At 59.2% G+C, this 16,957-nt stretch carries 13 protein-coding genes and 5 pseudogenes; 13 read left to right on the top strand and 5 right to left on the bottom strand.

The window, feature by feature from the left end; translation table 11 throughout:
* Positions 1–455 precede the first annotated feature (455 nt).
* The 8 genes and pseudogenes from QN219_RS23445 to QN219_RS23410 form a co-directional block, all read left to right on the top strand.
* Positions 456–725 carry a hypothetical protein gene (locus QN219_RS23445; protein WP_283979377.1) on the top strand — a complete coding sequence of 90 codons (270 nt, stop codon included), beginning with the start codon at positions 456–458 and terminating at the stop codon, positions 723–725.
* A gap of 5 nt (positions 726–730) precedes the next feature.
* The gene (locus QN219_RS23440; protein WP_283979376.1) at positions 731–1,258 is read left to right on the top strand and encodes a SycD/LcrH family type III secretion system chaperone; all 528 of its coding nucleotides are present in this window, start codon (positions 731–733) and stop codon (positions 1,256–1,258) included.
* Entirely contained in the window at positions 1,251–2,375 is a 1,125-nt protein-coding gene (gene sctE, locus QN219_RS23435) for a type III secretion system translocon subunit SctE (protein WP_283979375.1), read from the top strand. The genes QN219_RS23440 and sctE overlap by 8 nt, the downstream gene beginning before the upstream one ends.
* 293 nt (positions 2,376–2,668) lie before the next feature.
* Positions 2,669–3,475 carry a hypothetical protein gene (locus QN219_RS23430; RefSeq protein ID WP_284002489.1) on the top strand — a complete coding sequence of 269 codons (807 nt, stop codon included), beginning with the start codon at positions 2,669–2,671 and terminating at the stop codon, positions 3,473–3,475.
* 44 nt (positions 3,476–3,519) lie between these two features.
* Positions 3,520–4,056, top strand: coding sequence for a hypothetical protein (locus tag QN219_RS23425; protein WP_284002487.1), 537 nt, complete (start codon positions 3,520–3,522; stop codon positions 4,054–4,056).
* Positions 4,057–4,441: 385 nt separating this feature from the next.
* The gene (locus QN219_RS23420) at positions 4,442–6,346 is read left to right on the top strand and encodes a secretin N-terminal domain-containing protein (RefSeq protein WP_284002485.1); all 1,905 of its coding nucleotides are present in this window, start codon (positions 4,442–4,444) and stop codon (positions 6,344–6,346) included.
* Positions 6,347–6,607: 261 nt separating this feature from the next.
* Positions 6,608–6,922, top strand: a pseudogene (locus tag QN219_RS23415) (phage integrase N-terminal SAM-like domain-containing protein); the annotation flags it as partial.
* A gap of 79 nt (positions 6,923–7,001) precedes the next feature.
* Positions 7,002–7,250 (top strand): annotated as a pseudogene (locus QN219_RS23410) (transposase); the annotation flags it as partial.
* Positions 7,251–7,388: 138 nt separating this feature from the next.
* Here QN219_RS23410 and istB read toward each other — a convergent pair.
* Positions 7,389–8,189: an IS21-like element ISSme2 family helper ATPase IstB gene (gene istB, locus QN219_RS23405; protein WP_284002484.1), complete on the bottom strand. Its 801-nt coding sequence runs from the start codon at positions 8,187–8,189 to the stop codon at positions 7,389–7,391.
* A pseudogene (istA, locus tag QN219_RS23400) lies at positions 8,189–9,133 on the bottom strand (IS21 family transposase); the annotation flags it as partial. The gene istB and the pseudogene istA (QN219_RS23400), both read right to left, overlap by 1 nt.
* A gap of 296 nt (positions 9,134–9,429) precedes the next feature.
* On the opposite strand from istA (QN219_RS23400), the gene QN219_RS23395 reads away from it, so the two are divergent.
* Both QN219_RS23395 and istA (QN219_RS23390) read left to right on the top strand, forming a co-directional pair.
* Positions 9,430–9,624, top strand: a complete 195-nt coding sequence (locus QN219_RS23395) for a helix-turn-helix domain-containing protein (RefSeq protein ID WP_283980165.1) — start codon at positions 9,430–9,432, stop codon at positions 9,622–9,624.
* Positions 9,609–10,166: an IS21 family transposase gene (istA, locus tag QN219_RS23390; RefSeq protein WP_283980166.1), complete on the top strand. Its 558-nt coding sequence runs from the start codon at positions 9,609–9,611 to the stop codon at positions 10,164–10,166. The genes QN219_RS23395 and istA (QN219_RS23390) overlap by 16 nt, the downstream gene beginning before the upstream one ends.
* A 737-nt stretch (positions 10,167–10,903) precedes the next feature.
* Here the strand turns inward: istA (QN219_RS23390) and QN219_RS23385 are convergent.
* Positions 10,904–11,875: a Ulp1 family isopeptidase gene (locus QN219_RS23385; protein WP_284002483.1), complete on the bottom strand. Its 972-nt coding sequence runs from the start codon at positions 11,873–11,875 to the stop codon at positions 10,904–10,906.
* A gap of 44 nt (positions 11,876–11,919) precedes the next feature.
* Entirely contained in the window at positions 11,920–12,822 is a 903-nt protein-coding gene (locus tag QN219_RS23380; RefSeq protein ID WP_284002482.1) for a hypothetical protein, read from the bottom strand.
* A gap of 557 nt (positions 12,823–13,379) precedes the next feature.
* On the opposite strand from QN219_RS23380, the pseudogene QN219_RS23375 reads away from it, so the two are divergent.
* Positions 13,380–14,825, top strand: a pseudogene (locus QN219_RS23375) (ISL3 family transposase).
* A gap of 288 nt (positions 14,826–15,113) precedes the next feature.
* On the opposite strand, the pseudogene QN219_RS23370 reads toward QN219_RS23375, so the two are convergent.
* A pseudogene (locus tag QN219_RS23370) lies at positions 15,114–15,785 on the bottom strand (IS110 family transposase); the annotation flags it as partial.
* 428 nt (positions 15,786–16,213) lie between these two features.
* Here QN219_RS23370 and QN219_RS23365 point away from each other — a divergent pair.
* Entirely contained in the window at positions 16,214–16,474 is a 261-nt protein-coding gene (locus QN219_RS23365; protein WP_284002481.1) for a type II toxin-antitoxin system ParD family antitoxin, read from the top strand.
* Positions 16,471–16,767, top strand: a complete 297-nt coding sequence (locus tag QN219_RS23360) for a type II toxin-antitoxin system RelE/ParE family toxin (protein ID WP_283980142.1) — start codon at positions 16,471–16,473, stop codon at positions 16,765–16,767. The genes QN219_RS23365 and QN219_RS23360 overlap by 4 nt, the downstream gene beginning before the upstream one ends.
* Positions 16,768–16,957 lie beyond the last annotated feature (190 nt).

Below are 16,957 nucleotides of genomic sequence, written 5' to 3'. Positions count from 1 at the left end.
CTGCGAGACCTAATCGGACAGGTGCGTTTTTCGTAGCGGTTTGAACTAGAAAGTGCATCGGGTCTATCCGGCCATGATCTTACCGACAATCTCTTGCCGAGGCGCGCTCACCCAACGCCTCAAGATTCTGAGTGGAAGCCATCGTTTGCAGCATGTACCGGAACAGCTGGCTCTAGGGCCACGAACCGGCGGGTTCCCGCAGCAGTCGGCATCGAAGCGCATAACGGGCGCCGATGTGTTCATAGCGATCAAGTATTTTGCGCCTTGCAAGGCCTCAAGTAATGATGTGAGCGAATGTTTATGTCTGGGGCTTGATGGCGCAAGCGTGGGTGCGAACATCGACAGACCATGTGCTGGTCAGGCTTGGAGCCGCCCGTTGCCGAGAGCAGATGGTTCGTCCGTACTCGAGCATGGTCCGCCACAGTCGCATTGCATAGCAAGCCGTAGGAGGCCTCATGGACCTTGATGAAACGATAGAGAGTGCGCGACAGACAATTGTGCAGATGGATAGTCTCCTGAGGAAGACTCGCGAACAACTTACCCGATGCGCGCAACTGGTCCGCGACAACGCGATGAATTCCGCTTTAATTGCGGCAGGCGTGGAAGACGAAGACGAAGATTTTCAACGCCCGTATTGGTGGGAGGAAGTGACTTTAAGCCACGTCGTGCCGTCGGCGCCCAATTCGCATATCCCACGCGTTAAGCCGACGAGACAGAGGATTTGATAACGATGACGATGACCGAGTTTAATCCTTTGATGGCTGGTGATGCAGCCGACTTGGCCCAGGCGGGACAGCTTGCCGCTGAGCTCATGGCCGGGCGCGTTGATCTAGCTGCCATCATTGGGATCACTGATGAGGAGATTGAAGCTCTCTATGTGCTCGGCCACCGCTACTATTCCTCCGGCAAGTACGAGGAGGCGCTGAATTTCTTTCGCTTCCTCTGCGTGCACCGACACATCGACGGACGTTTCTGGTTCGGTCTGGCTGCTGCGAGCCAGATGCTAGGTAACGCAGAAACGGCCGTGCATGCCTATCGGCTTGCAGCGCTTCTGAACAGCGAGGATCCGCAGATACCGCTTCGCGCTGCGGAATGTTTCATCAGGCTCGACCGGTCCGCAGCGGCCATCAACGCACTCGAGGGTGCCCTGGCACTGAGTGCTGGAAAGCCCGAGCACGCAGTTTTCAGCCGACGCGCGCTGATGATGTTGGATCGACTCAGATCAGAAGCAGGGACCCAGGAGGGCGATGATGCATAGCGGTAGCGGCAATACGATGGCTCTCATTCGCGAAGCAACACCACAAGTCGAGACTCCGCCTCCAGTCGACGCCTCCGTTATTGGCTATCCAGCCAATGCTCACATCAAGGGGGTCGACGTAGTGCCGCCACCAATTTCCGGAAACGCTGTCAAGTCAGACGTTATTCCGAGCTTACCGGCGCCTCGTGCGTTGGATGGGATTGAGCTCCTTGCCACGTTAGTGACCCTGAAGACCAAGATGGACGACGGTCTGGTCGCGTCAGGCATCCAGGATGCGCGACACTGGGGTGCGCAGCAAAGAGAGTTGCACAATAAGATCGCTGCAAACATAATTGAAACGGCGAAGAAGTTGGCGGAAGCAAAGAAAAGCTCCCTCGCCATGAAATTCCTAGGATGGCTGGCGGTTGGACTCTCAGTAGTGGCTGCCGTCGTGACCGGCGGGGCTCTGTCTGTGGTCGCAGCAGCAGTGACTGTCGGAGTCGCGACGCTTGTCGAGACGGGTGTTGTCGAAAAGATGACCGAGGCAATTGCGAAAAGCCTCATGAAAGATCTCGGACTTAAGGAAGGCGAGGCCAAAACGTTGGCCTTGGGCATTACGATTGGTATTGTATTCGCCATATCGCTGCTAACGCTGGGCGCCGGGGCGGGTGGAGCTGCGAATGGAACTGCCACGTGGAGCCGCTTCGGGGAGGCAGGGGCCTCAGCCCTACGCGGGCTTGCCTCCGTAGCGGCCAGGTCTGGCTCCTCGCGCGCCTTCATCGCGAAACTCATCACTCAGGCGGCTTCCAACACAGCTGAGCTAGCGTCTAATTCCGCTAAGGTTGTTCAGATCAGTCAGCATGTTTCGAGTGCCGCTCGAATCGGCGAAGCAATTTCTTCTCTGGGAGCGGCCGGGGCCGGCATAGCGAATGCCGTCCAGCAGAAGGAGGCAACGGATACGCAGGCGCAAACGTTGGACATCAGACAGTTTATTGCCAGGCTGAGGCAGCTTCAAGAGGATGAAATGGACTTCATCAAGCACCTGCTCCTCGATAAGGAAACGACCACACAAAAGGTTGCCGACACCATTGAGAGACACAGTCGATCCAACGCGAACCTCATACGACACTTCGGCTGACAGCCGCTTGGAGTCGCAATTACCTATTCAGCTTAAGGAGTGCAATCGTGCTAGATACCATTGATCAGGCAAAGGGCGGTCGCGACTACGATCTGTCGGACCGTATCGCGCAGCACCAACTTGCGTTGATGCCAGCCTGTACAACCGTCCACCGGCCTAGCGCGTTGGAAGGCGCGATCACGCTCCCTCGGGCCGGTCTCTTCGATCGGGCGCGGGATGGGTCAATCGGTATTTCCACGACAGCCGATGTACCCCGGTTCGCGGACTTTGCCCTCCAAGAGAAGCTCTCAGGCATGCCGGCGAAGCTGAAGGACTTCGCTGCGGCGGTAGACATATCAGCAGTGGCCTCGCTCGTCCTCCGTCTCAATAGGCAGTACCGCGAGGCGGCTCGACAGGACCGATGGGCTGCGCGTGACGCCGAGATGGCTGGGCAGAAAGCGGCGGCCAAAGCGCTTCGCGATTCAGGGCTATGCCAGTTTTTCGGGGCGATAGCCATCTCTTGCGGGGCCATGGCCGGTGCTGGTGTGAACCTAAAAGGCGCCCGTCAGATTGAAAAGGAATTCAATTCTAAGCTCAAGGCGCCGATTGCGGACAATTCCGCGACGCGGCTTCCGGAGGGTAGCCTTGAAGGCAGGGCACAGACTCCGGACAATTCCGCGACGCGGCTTCCGGAGGACAGCCTTGAAGGCAGGGCACGGACTCCGGACAGGAGCGGATTAGTCGACGAAAGCGCTACGTCTACCCAGCCGGGGAAACGCGACGCCCCGCCGACTGATGGCACGGCGGAGCCCTTTGGCGATACATCCATCATCCAAGCACAAACAGCTGCGCAGACGGAAGCGATGCGATGGAGTGCGTTGGGCACGATCGCAACGGAAGCCTCAAAGCTGCCCGGCGCCGCCTTGAACATGGGCGCTACCCATTTCCAGGAGGAGAAGGTGAGGCTGGATGCGAATAGCACCAAAGCTCACGAGCAGGCTGAGGACGAGAGCGAATTCATCGCAAACTACGAAAAGTTGATTCAGGACATTCTCGAGAAACTTGCTGAAATCCGTCGCGCGGATACCGACATGCGAAGCAAAATCATCAATATGGGCTAAATGCACGAGCACAGTTCGATAACGATTATATGGAGAAAATGAAAATGATCGACTCAGCGTGGTGGTCCTACACTCCGGCCCTCCGGATAGACAATCTGCTCCCGCGTGGCCTACCGCTATCCGCGATTATGTCGGTGATCCTAATGGAGCGGCATGACATCAACGAGAAGCAAATCCGAGCTGAATACGATGACATGCAGACGCGGAACAACTTTTTGAAAGACATGAATTCCGCGTTGGCTGAACTGCGTAGAAATCGCCCTACCGATGAACACGCGAGAGTCGGGTATGGTGCGTTCACCGATTCCCAGGGTGTTAGGCAGGACGTGCATCAGTGGATGCTGGACAACCGCATCCCCATCGAGCAAATCAATAATGACAGGCTGGGCCTGCAGACGGAGTTCGACGCCGCCATCAACAATCTTAAGGCAGCCATTGATAGCGCCAACAGCGAAGGGCAGATGGCCCTCATTCGTCTGCAGGGGCTTTTGGATAAGATAAATCAGGCTCTTGAACTGATGTCCAACCTCCTTTCGAAGGATTACAAGACCAAGGAAACCATTGTCGGGAACACGCGCTAAACACGGCGACCACCCAATGAGTGCGAGAAAGGCAGTGATCTCCCACTCACCTAAATACAATACCAGTCATGTGTACACTGTGGCGGTGAAGAGAAAGTTTGATTCAATGCGCGTCCTAAGCGCGGAGCCTCCTCCACCACGAGCGCGCAGGACGTTGCCGGCGCTGTTTTGTCTACTTGTTACCGGGTGTGCTAATCTCGACTCGATTGCTGAACCCGACCCTCTTCTAGCGCCTCCAAGGTTCGGCTCGCATGAGTCCGGACCATCCCTAGGTGGAGCGCGGGGGCCGCAAGCGCGTGGCTTTGAACTGCTGGCACAGCCGCCGGCCGAACCGATCACCGCCACCGTGGAACGGAAGCTGCCGGTCATGTCGGAGAACAGGCGCGTGAGCCTCGACTACACCAATGCCGACATTCGGCAAGTCGTGGAGGATGTTGTCGGCGATATTATGAGCATGCCTGTGATCATTGATCCGGGCGTTGGGGGGACAATGACGCTTCGTACCTCTGGCCAAGTGCCTGCTAGTGATGTGCCGCGACTGCTCGACCGAGCGCTGGCGCCCTACGGCTACGGATTGGCGGTGGTCGAGCAGGGAGTTCGGGTGGGGCGTTTGACCGACCTCGCCGGCGGAATCCGAAGCGAATTTCAAGTTATTCCCGTTCGCTATGTCGATCCGGCCGAAGTCATCGAGGTAATCCGACCGAATGTCGAAGAGAGCGTGCGTCTGAAACCAGCGCCAGGGGAGCGGGGAATCGCCATCACGGGGCCGCCCGGCGCCGTGAGCTCCGTACGCAAACTAATCGGCCTATTTGACAACGATGCCATGCTCCACAAGTCGTTTGCAGTGTATACGCTGTCTCAGGCGAGTCCATCCGCGGTCGAGCGAGAACTCGGTTTCTTGTTCAATCAGAATGGCCACGGCACGGAGCGCGTCCGGTTTGCCGCGCTCGAGCGTTTGAACGGCATCCTTGTGGTGGCGGACGATCCTGCGTCACTCAACCAAGTTCGTCGGGCTGTCGCCAAGCTGGATATCGCTTCCGAGGCGACGACGAACATTCACGTACGTCCACTGCAGAACCGAAGAGCAACGGAAGTGGCGGATGTCCTGGCGCAGGCCTATGGCGCCAAGATACCCGGTGCCAAACGTGCCCCGCAAGTCGCGGGAGAGTTTGGTGAGCTCTCAGTCGGAGGTAACGCATCTACGCGATCGAGCCTGCCAGTCAACCTGCCCGGCCTTCCGGACCAAGGGCCGAACACATCCGCGTTGACAAACGAGGCGCAGGACGAAGCGGTGCTTTCAGCAGTGAGTCTCGGCCTCTCGCGGCCTGTGCGCATCCAGGCCGACCCCGGACAGAACGCGCTGGTGATCATTGCAGCACCGCAAGACTACAGGACAATCGAGGCCGCTGTTCGTCGGCTGGACGTCAAGCCTCGACAGGTTCTCATCCAGGCCATTGTCGCCGAGGTGCGGCTTAGCAAGCGCCTGAAATACGGCGTGGACTATCTTCTCTCGTCTAGGGGCTTGGGTGCAGTTCCACAAGGCGGCTTGTCGTATGTATTTCCCGGTTCGGACGTCAACGCCGTGTTACACGCGCTCAGTGGGCTTGGAGACGTCAAGGTTGTATCAGCGCCACGTATTCTGGCTCTCGACAATCAAACCGCGACAATACAGGTGGGCGATCAGGTGCCGATTTTGACGCGAACATCCCAATCCACCGTGAGTGAGAGCTCCCCAGTGGTGAGCGACGTCGAATTGCGCGACACAGGCGTAATCTTGGCTGTTACGCCTCGAATCGGCGCAGGTGGTAGTGTAACGCTCGACACCTTTCAGGAGGTCAGCACCGCCGACAAGAACACATTGACCGATCTTCAGTCCCCGATCATTTCGGTACGCCGCCTCCAAAGCACCGTGTCGACACGAGACGGTGATACGATAGCAATTGGCGGTTTGATGCAGGATAGCGTGGAGCATGCCAATGGCGGTTTTCCAGGGCTGAAGAGCATTCCCTTGCTTGGGCCGCTATTCCGCAACACGGAACACACCAGGTATCGAACCGAGCTCTTAGTGTTGCTCAATCCTCGGGTGGTTGATAGTGATGCCGACGCATGGGCTTTGACACAGGAGTTGCGGGAGAAATTCCAATCACTAGCCCCGGATCTCGGCCGCCGACTAATGCCCCGACCGCCAGGTGGTCCATCGCTATCGATGCGGCAGCAAACCGCGAAGGATAGATATCGAAGACGGACTCGGGATGCTCGGCCTGGATCGTCGCCGCATTCTGCGCCATAAAGGTGTCCAGCCCATCGACCGGGCTCGCCGCCTCGATCTCAGCGATGACGTTCCAGCTCATTTTGGAAATAACGAACGCCTTCGATAAGGTCACGCGTGCTGGCCAGGATTTCCCCGGTCTTGCGATGTTGCTGCCTCACCCGGAGACGGCCAGGCTTGAACCAAGCCGCTAGTCGCGGCAATTGGTGCCCGCTTTGAGAGATGCCTCCTGTCTGAGAGGATTTGGGTGTTGCAAACCCACCCTTCAGACAGGAGATCCAGATGGCCGAGATGAGCGTGCGTCGCCGGATGATCGAGGACATGACGGTCCGCAATCGTTCTCGGGCCACGCAGCAATCCTATCTTTATGCAGTCGCAAAGTTTAGCCGTCATTTCAGCCGATCACCGGATCGGCTCGGCTTAGACGAGGTCCACGCCTTCCAGGGCCACCTTGTGTCTACGGGCATATCCTGGTCCGGATTGAAGCGGATCGTCTGCGCACTCCGGTTCCTCTATGGCGTAACGCTCGGCCAGAAGACGATCCCGGAGCATATTCCGTATGCGCGCGAACCTCGCCAGTTGCCGGTTGTTCTTTCGTAAGCGCTGCCTTGATCCCCTTCTCTGCCAGTCGGCGTGAACATGGCAAAAGCACCTCTGTTTGTTCGGAGGTGACTGGATGGCAAGAGACGGCGAAATGGACGTCCATGTGGACGTCTCGAATGGTGGCTTTGCCGGCCGGCTGGACGTGATTGAAGGGCCGACGGGCCGCCGTCGCCGCACGGATGCGGAGAAAGCCCGGATCGCGGCAGAGAGCTTGATTGCGGGATCGGCGGTTTCGGAGCTTGCCCGTCGTTACGGTACGACGCGCTGGCAGATTTATGATTGGCGGAAGCGCCTGCGGGACGGTCGCCTGGGGCTCGGCGACACGGCCCCGACGGCACCCTTTGCAGCGCTGGTTGTTGAAGAGCCGCCTTTACAGCGGGGTTCTGCTGCTGTGGTCGAGGACGTCGTGGGCGATGTGGTTATCCGCGCCTGTCAAGCGAATCGAGGAATTGCCCCCCCCTCATTGGTTTGCGGTTTCGTTGGGTTCGAGCGCCGCTCCGGCCTTCTGCAGAAGGCCGGAGCGGCGCTTTTCGCGAAGCCGGTAGCTGTCGCCCCGGATGGTGATCACCGTGGAGTGGTGAAGCAGGCGATCCAATATGGCCGTGGCGACGACCTGGTCCCCAAAAACACTTCCCCATTCGCCCACGGAACGATTTGAGGTGATCAGGATCGAGCTCTTCTCGTAGCGCCGGGACACCAGTTGGAAGAACAGGTGGGCGGCATTGGCCTCGAAGGGCAAATAACCGAGCTCATCGATGATCAACAATTTCGGCCGCGACAGGATCGTCAGCTGTTTGTCGAGCGAGCCGTCGCTGTGAGCCTTCGCCAGCATCGCCACCAAAGTTGCCGCCGTTACGAACTGGACATTGTAGTTCTGACGAATGGCCTCGCGGCCGAGGCTCACAGCCAGATGCGTCTTGCCTGTACCTGGCGGTCCAAGGAACAGCACGGTGTCGCCGTGAGCGATCCAGCGGCAGGTCGCAAGTTCCCTGATCTGCCCCTGGTCCAGCGACGGCTGCGCCTCGAAGTCGAAGCCGGACAATTCGCGCACGAACGGGAACTGCGCCAACTTGCTCGACATCGATATCCGCCGCTCGTCGCGCCGGGCGATCTCGCGCGACACCAGGAAGGCGAGTGCCTCACCCAATGTCATCTTCGACCGCGCTGCCTCGTCCAGCAACGTATCGAGCTGGTCGCGGATCGCCGTCAGCTTCAGCCGGTCGAGCGTTGCGATCAGCACGTCATGATCCACTGTCGTCATCACCAGCTTCCTCCGGCCACCGCCTCATACTCCGCAAGCGGCCGCAGCAAGGCAGCGGGCGCGATCTCGATGGCCTCTTTACGCACCGGCCCCTCGAAACCGGCCACGCCGATAAAATGCGCACGGTCGACAATCCGTTGTCGTCGCCCCCGGCACTGGGGATGGTCAGCGACGACTTGGCCGGCATGACGGATAACCACGCGGCCTGCCAGCACCACAACCTGAACGCTTTCGCCGATCAGGCGCCAAGGGACGGAGTAGCTGTTGGTATCGAGGTCGATCGCACAATCGGCTTGAACCTTGCGAACCAGATCCCGCAATTGTCCGAAGGGGGCCCGTCCGGCCAGCGGGCGTAGCGCCTTGGCTTCGTCAGCAAAACGTTCCGCCGGTTGGACACCGGTGGTGCCGTGTTCACGCTGGTCGGCAACTTCGCGTGTCCATCGATCCAGGTGCGCCTCGAACTCCGCCCAGCTCTCGAAGCGCCGTCCCGCAATCGCGTTCTTCTTGACGTAGCCGACTCCGCGCTCGTCCTTGCCTTTCGTTCTCGCCCGATACGGCGCACAGGCCCGCGGCGTGAAGCCCCAATAACGGGCAAAAGCATGCAGTCGCGCGTTGAATCTCACCTCTCGCGTCACCGCATCATGATGCTCGACCAGGGCTTTCGCATTGTCGATCAGCACTTCCGTCGGAACCCCGCCGAACCGTAGGAATGCGCCTTCCATGCCTTCAAACCAGTCTGCCTGGCGCTCCCTGAGTGACGCGCGAGTGTGCATCCGCCGCGAATAACCCAGCGTCCCCACGAACAGGTGAACCCGAACGCGCTCGCCGCCGATCCACACCTTCGTGTCACCGAAGTCGATCTGCATCTGATGACCCGGCGCCGTCTCGAAGCGGACCGTCGCCCGCTTCTGTGCCTTTAACTCTCGACGCCGCTCAGCGACTTGGCCCCGACGGTTCAATCCGATCGCTCACCTACGCCACGATGTTCGGGCTGATTGCAGCGACCGGCATGCGTGTTTCGGAGGCGATCGCCTGCTTCTGTTCGTCGCACCACCGCCGCCGCCGTTCCTGCCCAAGAATTTCCACCCGCATCGCAAACCTCGCCTAAGACACGTCGCTAACGACGTCGTTAAAGACGTGTCTTAGGCCATCACGACGATAGCCGGCAGGCGGTGACAATCGGGCGGTTACGTTTGAACCACCCCTGCTTGTTTTGAGTGGGGGCTGTGGAGTGATCGACATGGCGTTATTGAGCGTGATCCGACGCTGGTATTTTCGAGAACATTTATCGATCCGGGAGATTTGCCGCAGGACTGGCCTGTCCCGGAATACCATCCGCAGATATCTGCAATCCGAGGGCGTGGAGCCGAAGTTCAAGGTTCCGGAACCGCCCAGCAAGCTTGACCCCTTGCCGACCGATTGTCGGCCTGGCTGAAGACGGAGGCCAGCAAGCCGCGCAAACAGAAGCGCACGCTCAAGCAGTTGCACGCCGATATGCTGAGCCTCGGCTATGACGGTTCCTACAATCGCGTGGCGGGCTTAGCTCGGGAATGGAAAGCCGATCGGCAAAGGGAACTGCAGACGTCGGGCCGCGGGACATTCGTGCCGCTGGCGTCCGAACCCGGTGAAGCGTTCCAGTTCGACTGGTCCGAGGACTGGGCGATCATCGGCAACGAGCGCACCAAGCTGCAAGTCGCGCATACGAAGCTACAGCCGCACCTTCGCCATGCGGGCCTATCTGCTGCAGACGCACGAGTGCTGTTCGACGCCCACAATCATGCCTTCCGCGTCTTCGGCGGCGTTCCCCGGCGCGGCATCTACGACAACATGAAGACCGCCATCGACAAGGTCGGGCGCGGCAAGGAGCGCGACGTCAATGTCCGCTTCCTGGCGATGGCCAGCCACTATCTGTTCGAACCCGAGTTCTGCAATCCGGCGTCGGGCTGGGAGAAGGGACAGGTCGAGAAGAACGTTTAGGATGCGCGGCATCGACTCAGGCAGCCCATGCCGCGCTTTCCATCGCTGGAGGCCCTGAACGATTGGCGGGAGGGATTGGATTAATCCGAGATTCTCAAGGCGCTTCGAGCGCGCTAATTTGATTGGAACCCGATCCGCGGACTTCATCAGGGCCTGCGGCCATATGCGCCGCCTCGCGAAGGCCGGACACATGGCTTGCACCCGACCAGAGCGGCATCACAGATTTTCTCTCTTGCAACAAACGGCCGCTCCACACATGAGAAACCAGCGCCGGAGCGTGATCGCACGGCTTCTATGAGGAACTAAGACAAAGCTACGTAAATACAATGAGATAGCACACAAGTTACGGCAGTCAGCCTGAGAATTCTGACAGCTCGATTCTCACATTAAATGCCAAATCAAGGCGAAACAGCCGCATTCTCACAGTTATTGCCAAGCGACACGGAACTTTTCTTCCTGATCGCCGCCGATTGGCTGCGCCCGACGACACCTGCACGTGCTCGAGCCAGAGGCAGGGCGCGACAATGAGCGTCTGCCATCCAAAGACGCCTCCGCACAGAATCCCCTTTCGGGTAGCTCCTCGCCTTCAAGTGGCAGGTTTTCTCGCAATTATGACCGAGACGCCCGCGGGGCTGATACCGCAGATCGATGACGACGGCCAGACCGTAATCCTCCGATTTGGTTCGGGTCGCGGCCATTCCCGTCATTACCGCGACCGTTGGAAATCATGGAGGTTCCTACATCGGCTTGTACGCCGCCCTCTTGGCGATATTGCTTTTGGCGTCCCCTACGATTTTGGCAGCATCCGCGGCGCTGAGATCGGGATGGGACGCCTTCAGCGCGTCCGCCCAGGCTCCGTTGCTCTGCCCCGGCTGCCGCGGCGTCGCTCGCGCGATCGCGTCCAGCCTCGCCTGATCCTGTGCCGACACCGCCTGGAACGCCGGGCCCTTGTTCAGCTCCCCCTCCGATACGCCCGACAGGCGCGAGAGCTGTTCGGTGCTCAGGCCCGGATATACGTTCTCGCCCTCGTTGCACACCGTCTGCCGGGCGAGCGCCGCAAGATCGGGACCTTCGTCCATCTTCTCATAGGAGGGATCCGGATCGCCCTCAGCCATGTCTTCGTCGGCGATCCCCGGTTGCGCCCCGAGCCGGGCCTGGAGCGCCGCACGATCAGCGATGACGTCACCAAGCTGCAAGGTTCCGGCCTCCGGCGCCTGGCCGCTCGCCAGCCGGGCCACCAACGCGCGCGTGGCTGTCAGCACCGAGACACCGCAGTCAAAGTTGTTGGTTTGCTGGGCCACCTGCCCCTCGCTGTACTGGGTCACCCCCAGTCCGCCAGCCAGCCGGGCTGCCACCAACATCTGAGCAAGCGTTTGCGAGGAATCATAGTGATGGGCCTGCGGTCCTTCCGAATGCCTCCGATCGACGAAAAGCAGCGACCAATGCGTGCCGCCGGCCTCCCTGGCATTGCTCACCGGCAAAAACAGAAACCGCGCCGTGTCCTGTCCCGTGTCATCGAAATAAAGCCCTGCGAGGTTCTCCTCCCGCTCTCGGGTCTCAGCCAAGCGCAAGTGGTGGGCGAGGGCGGGTGGCACGAGCCGAATTTGGGCGGCCAAGCCCGGGTTGGCCCGCCTCAGCTCCTCGGCCAGGAGCGCGTAGTCCGCCGCGATATGCTCATCGTCCAGCCATTCCCTGGCGCCGAGCGCCAACGCCTGTGGCCTCGGAACATGCAACCGACGCCGTCGGCTGGACCTTACGTCTGCCTCATTCTCAGTGGCCTGCCTCTTGCGCCCGCCACCCGCCGGATCGCTGGCGTCACGGCCGTCTCGGACATGGCCGAATGCTGCGCTCTTCCAACTGGCACCTCGCTCGGCCAGGCAACTCCCGAAGCATCTGGCTCCCCAAGGCCGTGTATCTCCGGGGCCTGAGGACTAGTCTCCAGCGGCTGGCCGTCGAAGACGCGCACGCTGTCATCGGTATTGTATTCATCCGGAGTGCTGGCGAGGTCGATCGCCGTTTCCTGCGGGGAGAGGGGAGCTCTCATCAGCTCCGTCAGCTCAGCCAACATTTGCGGGCTTAGTTCCCAGGGGCTTTCAGCCTCGGTCGGCGGATTTGGCTGGTTGACGCTTGCCGCTGGCCAGGCGGTCAATGCCGAAGGCTCCTGCCCGAAGTCTTGCGAGCCGAAGCTGTCGGCCGACAGCGGACCGGCGTGATCCGCCGCCTGCCAAAGCTCCTCTTGATCGACACGCGCCACGGAAAACTGGGTGCTTCGATCCGTGGGCTGCCGAAAGCTGACTACCCCCGCCGTTGTGCTGGAGGGCTCGCTCGCGGTCTCCACCGGGACCGGACCTCGCATCAGCTCCGTCAGCTCAGCCAACATTTGCGGGCTTAGTTCCCAGGGGCTTTCAACCTCGGTCGGCGGATTTGGCTGGTTGACGCTTGCCGCTGGCCAGGCGGCCAATGCCGAAGGCTCCTGCCCGAAGCCTTGCGAACCGAAGCTGTCGGCCGACAGCGGACCGGCGTGATCCGCCGCCTGCCAAAGCTCCTCTTGATCGACACGCGCCACGGAAGACTGGGTGCCTTGATCCTCTGGCTGCAGGTCTTCCTGTGCGCTCGAAAAGCCCTGCCCGTTGATCCGAAGGCCCATGTCAACCATGCTCAATCCCCTAAGATATGGAAACATGCTCAATCCCCTAAGATATGGAAACAAAACGGCAGCGGTCGAACACCGACTGCTGACGGAGGTAGAACCTATCTGAGGCTCGAGCGGCCCCAACCAGAGCGCAAGGAGCGCGACTATAGCATTGGACAGCTCCGGGTTGCCGAGCTTCGTTCAGGCGCCGCTCAAACACCGTACATCCTCTTTGCTGCTGTTGCAGCATGGCGCGGTGCTCCGTGGAATCGAGACCAGGCGACGGGAGGCCCGGCAGATCCCGGACACAACGGCCAGGCGTTGAACTGCTGTCCCGCGCTACAGGATAATCAGACCTATCATCAATGAATGGGTGGCGTGAACGCATGATGCAGCAGAGTTCGAAACCAGGGAGAAAGGAGCGTGCGACTAAAGTCTAGCACAGCCCCAGTGTTGACTGGCATACGCAGATGATATGGAGGCATAGCGCGAACGAGGCGCTGTCGCTTTCCATTTAATGGGATTCTTCCTCAATTTCTGTGGTTAACAGAGTGTTAGTGCCGCGACTGCTATCTGCGGGGATGCGAGCGCAATTGAAATGGTCACCCGGCCCAGGGGTCAAAGTTCTGGGTATCACCCTTCAAGATGAAGGAAACTGGGTTGTTTCTGCCGCTGCGAAACCTGTCGGTATCTGCCCGGATGCGGAACGCGAAGCCACCACCGGCACGGCTGGCACAACCGCCGCCTCCAGGACTTGCCTGTTCAGGGTCAAGTTGTGAAAATCAAACTCGCGCTGAACCGGTGGCAGTGTAGACACCGGAAATGCGGGCGACGAACCTTCACCGACAGGTTGCCCGAGGTTGTTTACCCTACATGCGACGAACTGAACGGATGGCTGAGATTGTGGGCTTGATTGGCCACAGGATGGGCGGTCGCCCAGGTGAATACTTGATGCATCGGCTCGGCATGCCGGTCAGCGACGACACGATCTTGCGGCAATTGAAGCGCAAGAATCCGGCGTCCATGCAAAAAGACAATATTCGGGTTGTGGGCATTGATGATCGGAGTTGGCGGCATTCCTCGCGGTATGGCACGATCATGGTCGATCTTGAGCATCATTCGGTCATCGAGGTTCTGGACGACCGCAGCGTCGAGAGCGCAAAAGCATGGTTGCAAGAACGTCCGACGATCGAGGTCGTTAGCCGAGATCGCTGTGGTCTGTATGCCCAGGCAGCCCGGGAGGGCGCACCGCAGGGCCGCCAGATGGCTGACCGTTTTCATCTGGTCCAAAATCTCAGGGCGGCGATCAAGGAACAGATGAGCGTTTATGGTCACGCCCATGTGAGACCCATTCTCTCCGAAGATGCTATTACCAGCGCTACGGCACAACACCGCCGAGCCCGCTTGGCGCACAGGCAATCCCGTCAGGAGATATTCGAGACGCTTCAAGCTTTGCGCCAGCAGGGCCTCACCTACAGCGAGATTGCAAGGCGGACCGGATACGAGCGCCCAATCTGGAGCGCCTGTTGAAGGTGTGGCGTGAAGCCGAAAACATCCAACCCGACGAACCGCCTCCAGATGTGCATGTTTCAAAACCCGTCCGCGATCCTGACGCCGGCCATATGATCTCGTCTGTGGTGGCCGCAGCTTTGTGCATAAAACCGCGCGGCCTGCTGACCGATCGTCAGGCCGGAAAGGTCAATGCCTTGAAGCAGGGCTCGACAGTCTTCGCCATAATGCGTGGGCTGGCCATGCGCTTCAACGGCATCTTGCGCAGCAGGAATTCGGAGGCACTGGATGGATGGATCGACGATGCCATTGACACCAACCTCACGGCAATCATGCGTTTCGCCAGCGTTTTGCGCCGGGATATTGATGCCGTCAAAAATGCAATCGAACTCCCTTGGAGCAACGGTCAAGCCGAAGGGCAGATCAATCGCCTCAAGATGCTGAAGCGTGCAATGTACGGTCGCGCCGGCCCAGAACTGATGAGGGCGAGAATGCTGCCGCTGAATCACAGAAATTGAGGATGAACCCGTTTAACTTCTGTGGTTGCCGTCCGTTGTGCAAGTAGTGTCTGACCCCTTTTGCCGTGTGATCGAATGCGGTCTTCTGTCAGGCCTTTATTTGCGGCACTTCAGAAGCCGCAGGCCGGTATGGTGATCTGCGGATCGGGTTCAAATCTGCCAAACGAGTTCTAGGCCCTCAGTTTAACTCTGGTTTTCCCGATCCAGATCTGTTCGATCATGCGCCCATTGAGGTCAGCGACTTCTCACACCTCCTTGCCAGTCCTGGTTATCCGCGGTGGTTTCTTGTCACGCCACCACAGCCAGAGCCGGGTCTCGATAATCTTCCTGCTTCGTCAGCATGGCCCATATTTCCCGACCCATCTTGTTCGCCAATGCGATCGCCACCAGCATGCGCGGCTTCTTCGCGAGCATCCGCGAGAGCCACGATCCTTGCGCTGGCGGTTTGCGACACGCCCAACTCACGCGGGCCATTGCCCCGATGATCAGGAGCCTGCGGATGTCGGCCTGACCAGCTTTCGACACCCGACCTAGCCTTTCTTTCCCACCAGAAGAGAACTGTCGTGGAACCAGGCCGAGCCAAGCAGCAAAGTTTCGACCGCATCGGAAGCTCTGCATCGCCGGCGCGAAAGCTTCGACGGCTAGGGCGATCAGCGGCCCCACACCCGGCATGGTCTGAAGCCGGCGCGCAGTTTGGCTCTGCCGCGACAGGTCAGTGAGCTTCTTCGTCTTCTCCGCGATCCGGGCCGTCTTCTCGCCGATCTGAGCCAGAAGGTCGCGGCACTCCTCCCGCACAAGCTCGGGCAGGCCGATCTCAGCATCCTCGACAATCGCCTCAATGCGCTTGATGTGACCAATCCCCTGCGGAATGACCTGCCCATATTCGTAGAGAACGGCGCGCGGAGCGTTCACCAGTTCCGTTCGCTGATGAAGAATACGCTCGCGCGCCCGAAACAGAACCGCCCGCGCTTGTTAATCAGCGGTCTTCGGCTCGACAAAGCGCATTTCAGGCTGACGGGCCGCAACGATAGGTGCGAATCTGGATATGATCCGCCGGCCGCGTCGCGGTCGTTCTTAACTTGGGGAAGCGCTCCGCGCAGAGAATGAACCGCGTGACCAGGAGTAAGTCCAACATCTTCTGGTTTGTGCGATGGTGAGCTCAATCCTCGTGGTCTTACCCTCCTCACCTGCGCGATCGTCTTTCCGCGACACCGCTTTTTCCCTCGAGTTACCCGCTTGGCGGATAGGCCGCACGGAGCAGTCCCGTTCGGTACTCGGTTCATTACCAAATGCGATGTGCGGACCTGGTGGGCATGAGGCAATGCATATTGATAATAGTTGATAAGGAGATTACATTAGGGACAGCTTCGACCGCAGGAGATTTCAACATGATCAGTGCCGATCTGGGTAAACAGCTCGAAAGCTATATCCAACAGCTCGTCGATACGGGCCGCTATGGTTCGAAAAGTGAAGTACTACGAGAGGGAGTGCGGTTGATTCAAGATCGTGAGACACGTCTTGCCGCTCTCGATGCGTCAATCATGCGCGGCATTACCGATGCTGACGCTGGCCGCACCCATGCCGCCGAAGATGTTTTCAGCGAACTGCGTAAGCGATACAAAGCCATGCTGCCGGACTCGGCAGAATGAAGGTCCGCTTTACGACTGAAGCAAAGGCGGATTTGCAGCAGATCGGTGACTACATCGCAAAGGACAATCCCTCCCGTGCGTTGTCATTCGTTGATGAGCTGGAACAGAAATGTCTGACGCTAGCAACGTCCTCAAAAGCCTTCCCTTTGGTGCCTCGATATGAACATCACGGCGTTCGCCGCAGGGTTCATGGCAGTTACCTGATTTTCTACCGTGTGGAAGCTGAGCAAGTGGTCATTGTCCACGTTCTGCATGGTGCAATGGAGTATGCCGCCATACTGTTTGAGGGCTAAGCCGATGACGGAAGATTTCGACCGCCAAGATTTGAAACACCGGTACGACAGCGGAATGAGGACGAGCGGTCGTTGCGAAGGCTTTGAGCGGAGTCACCTGCCGATCACAGTTTCATAAACGAGAATGCGGCGTCGAACTACAGACAAGACTGAGCCTATCTAGCCATTGATTGCGGGGGCTCGCAACCAC

Origin of the sequence: Sinorhizobium sp. 8-89, from assembly GCF_030124325.1 — a bacterium.
GTDB lineage: Bacteria > Pseudomonadota > Alphaproteobacteria > Rhizobiales > Rhizobiaceae > Sinorhizobium.
Note: the sequence above shows the minus strand (reverse complement) of the source record. Positions and strands in the feature narration are given on the sequence as shown.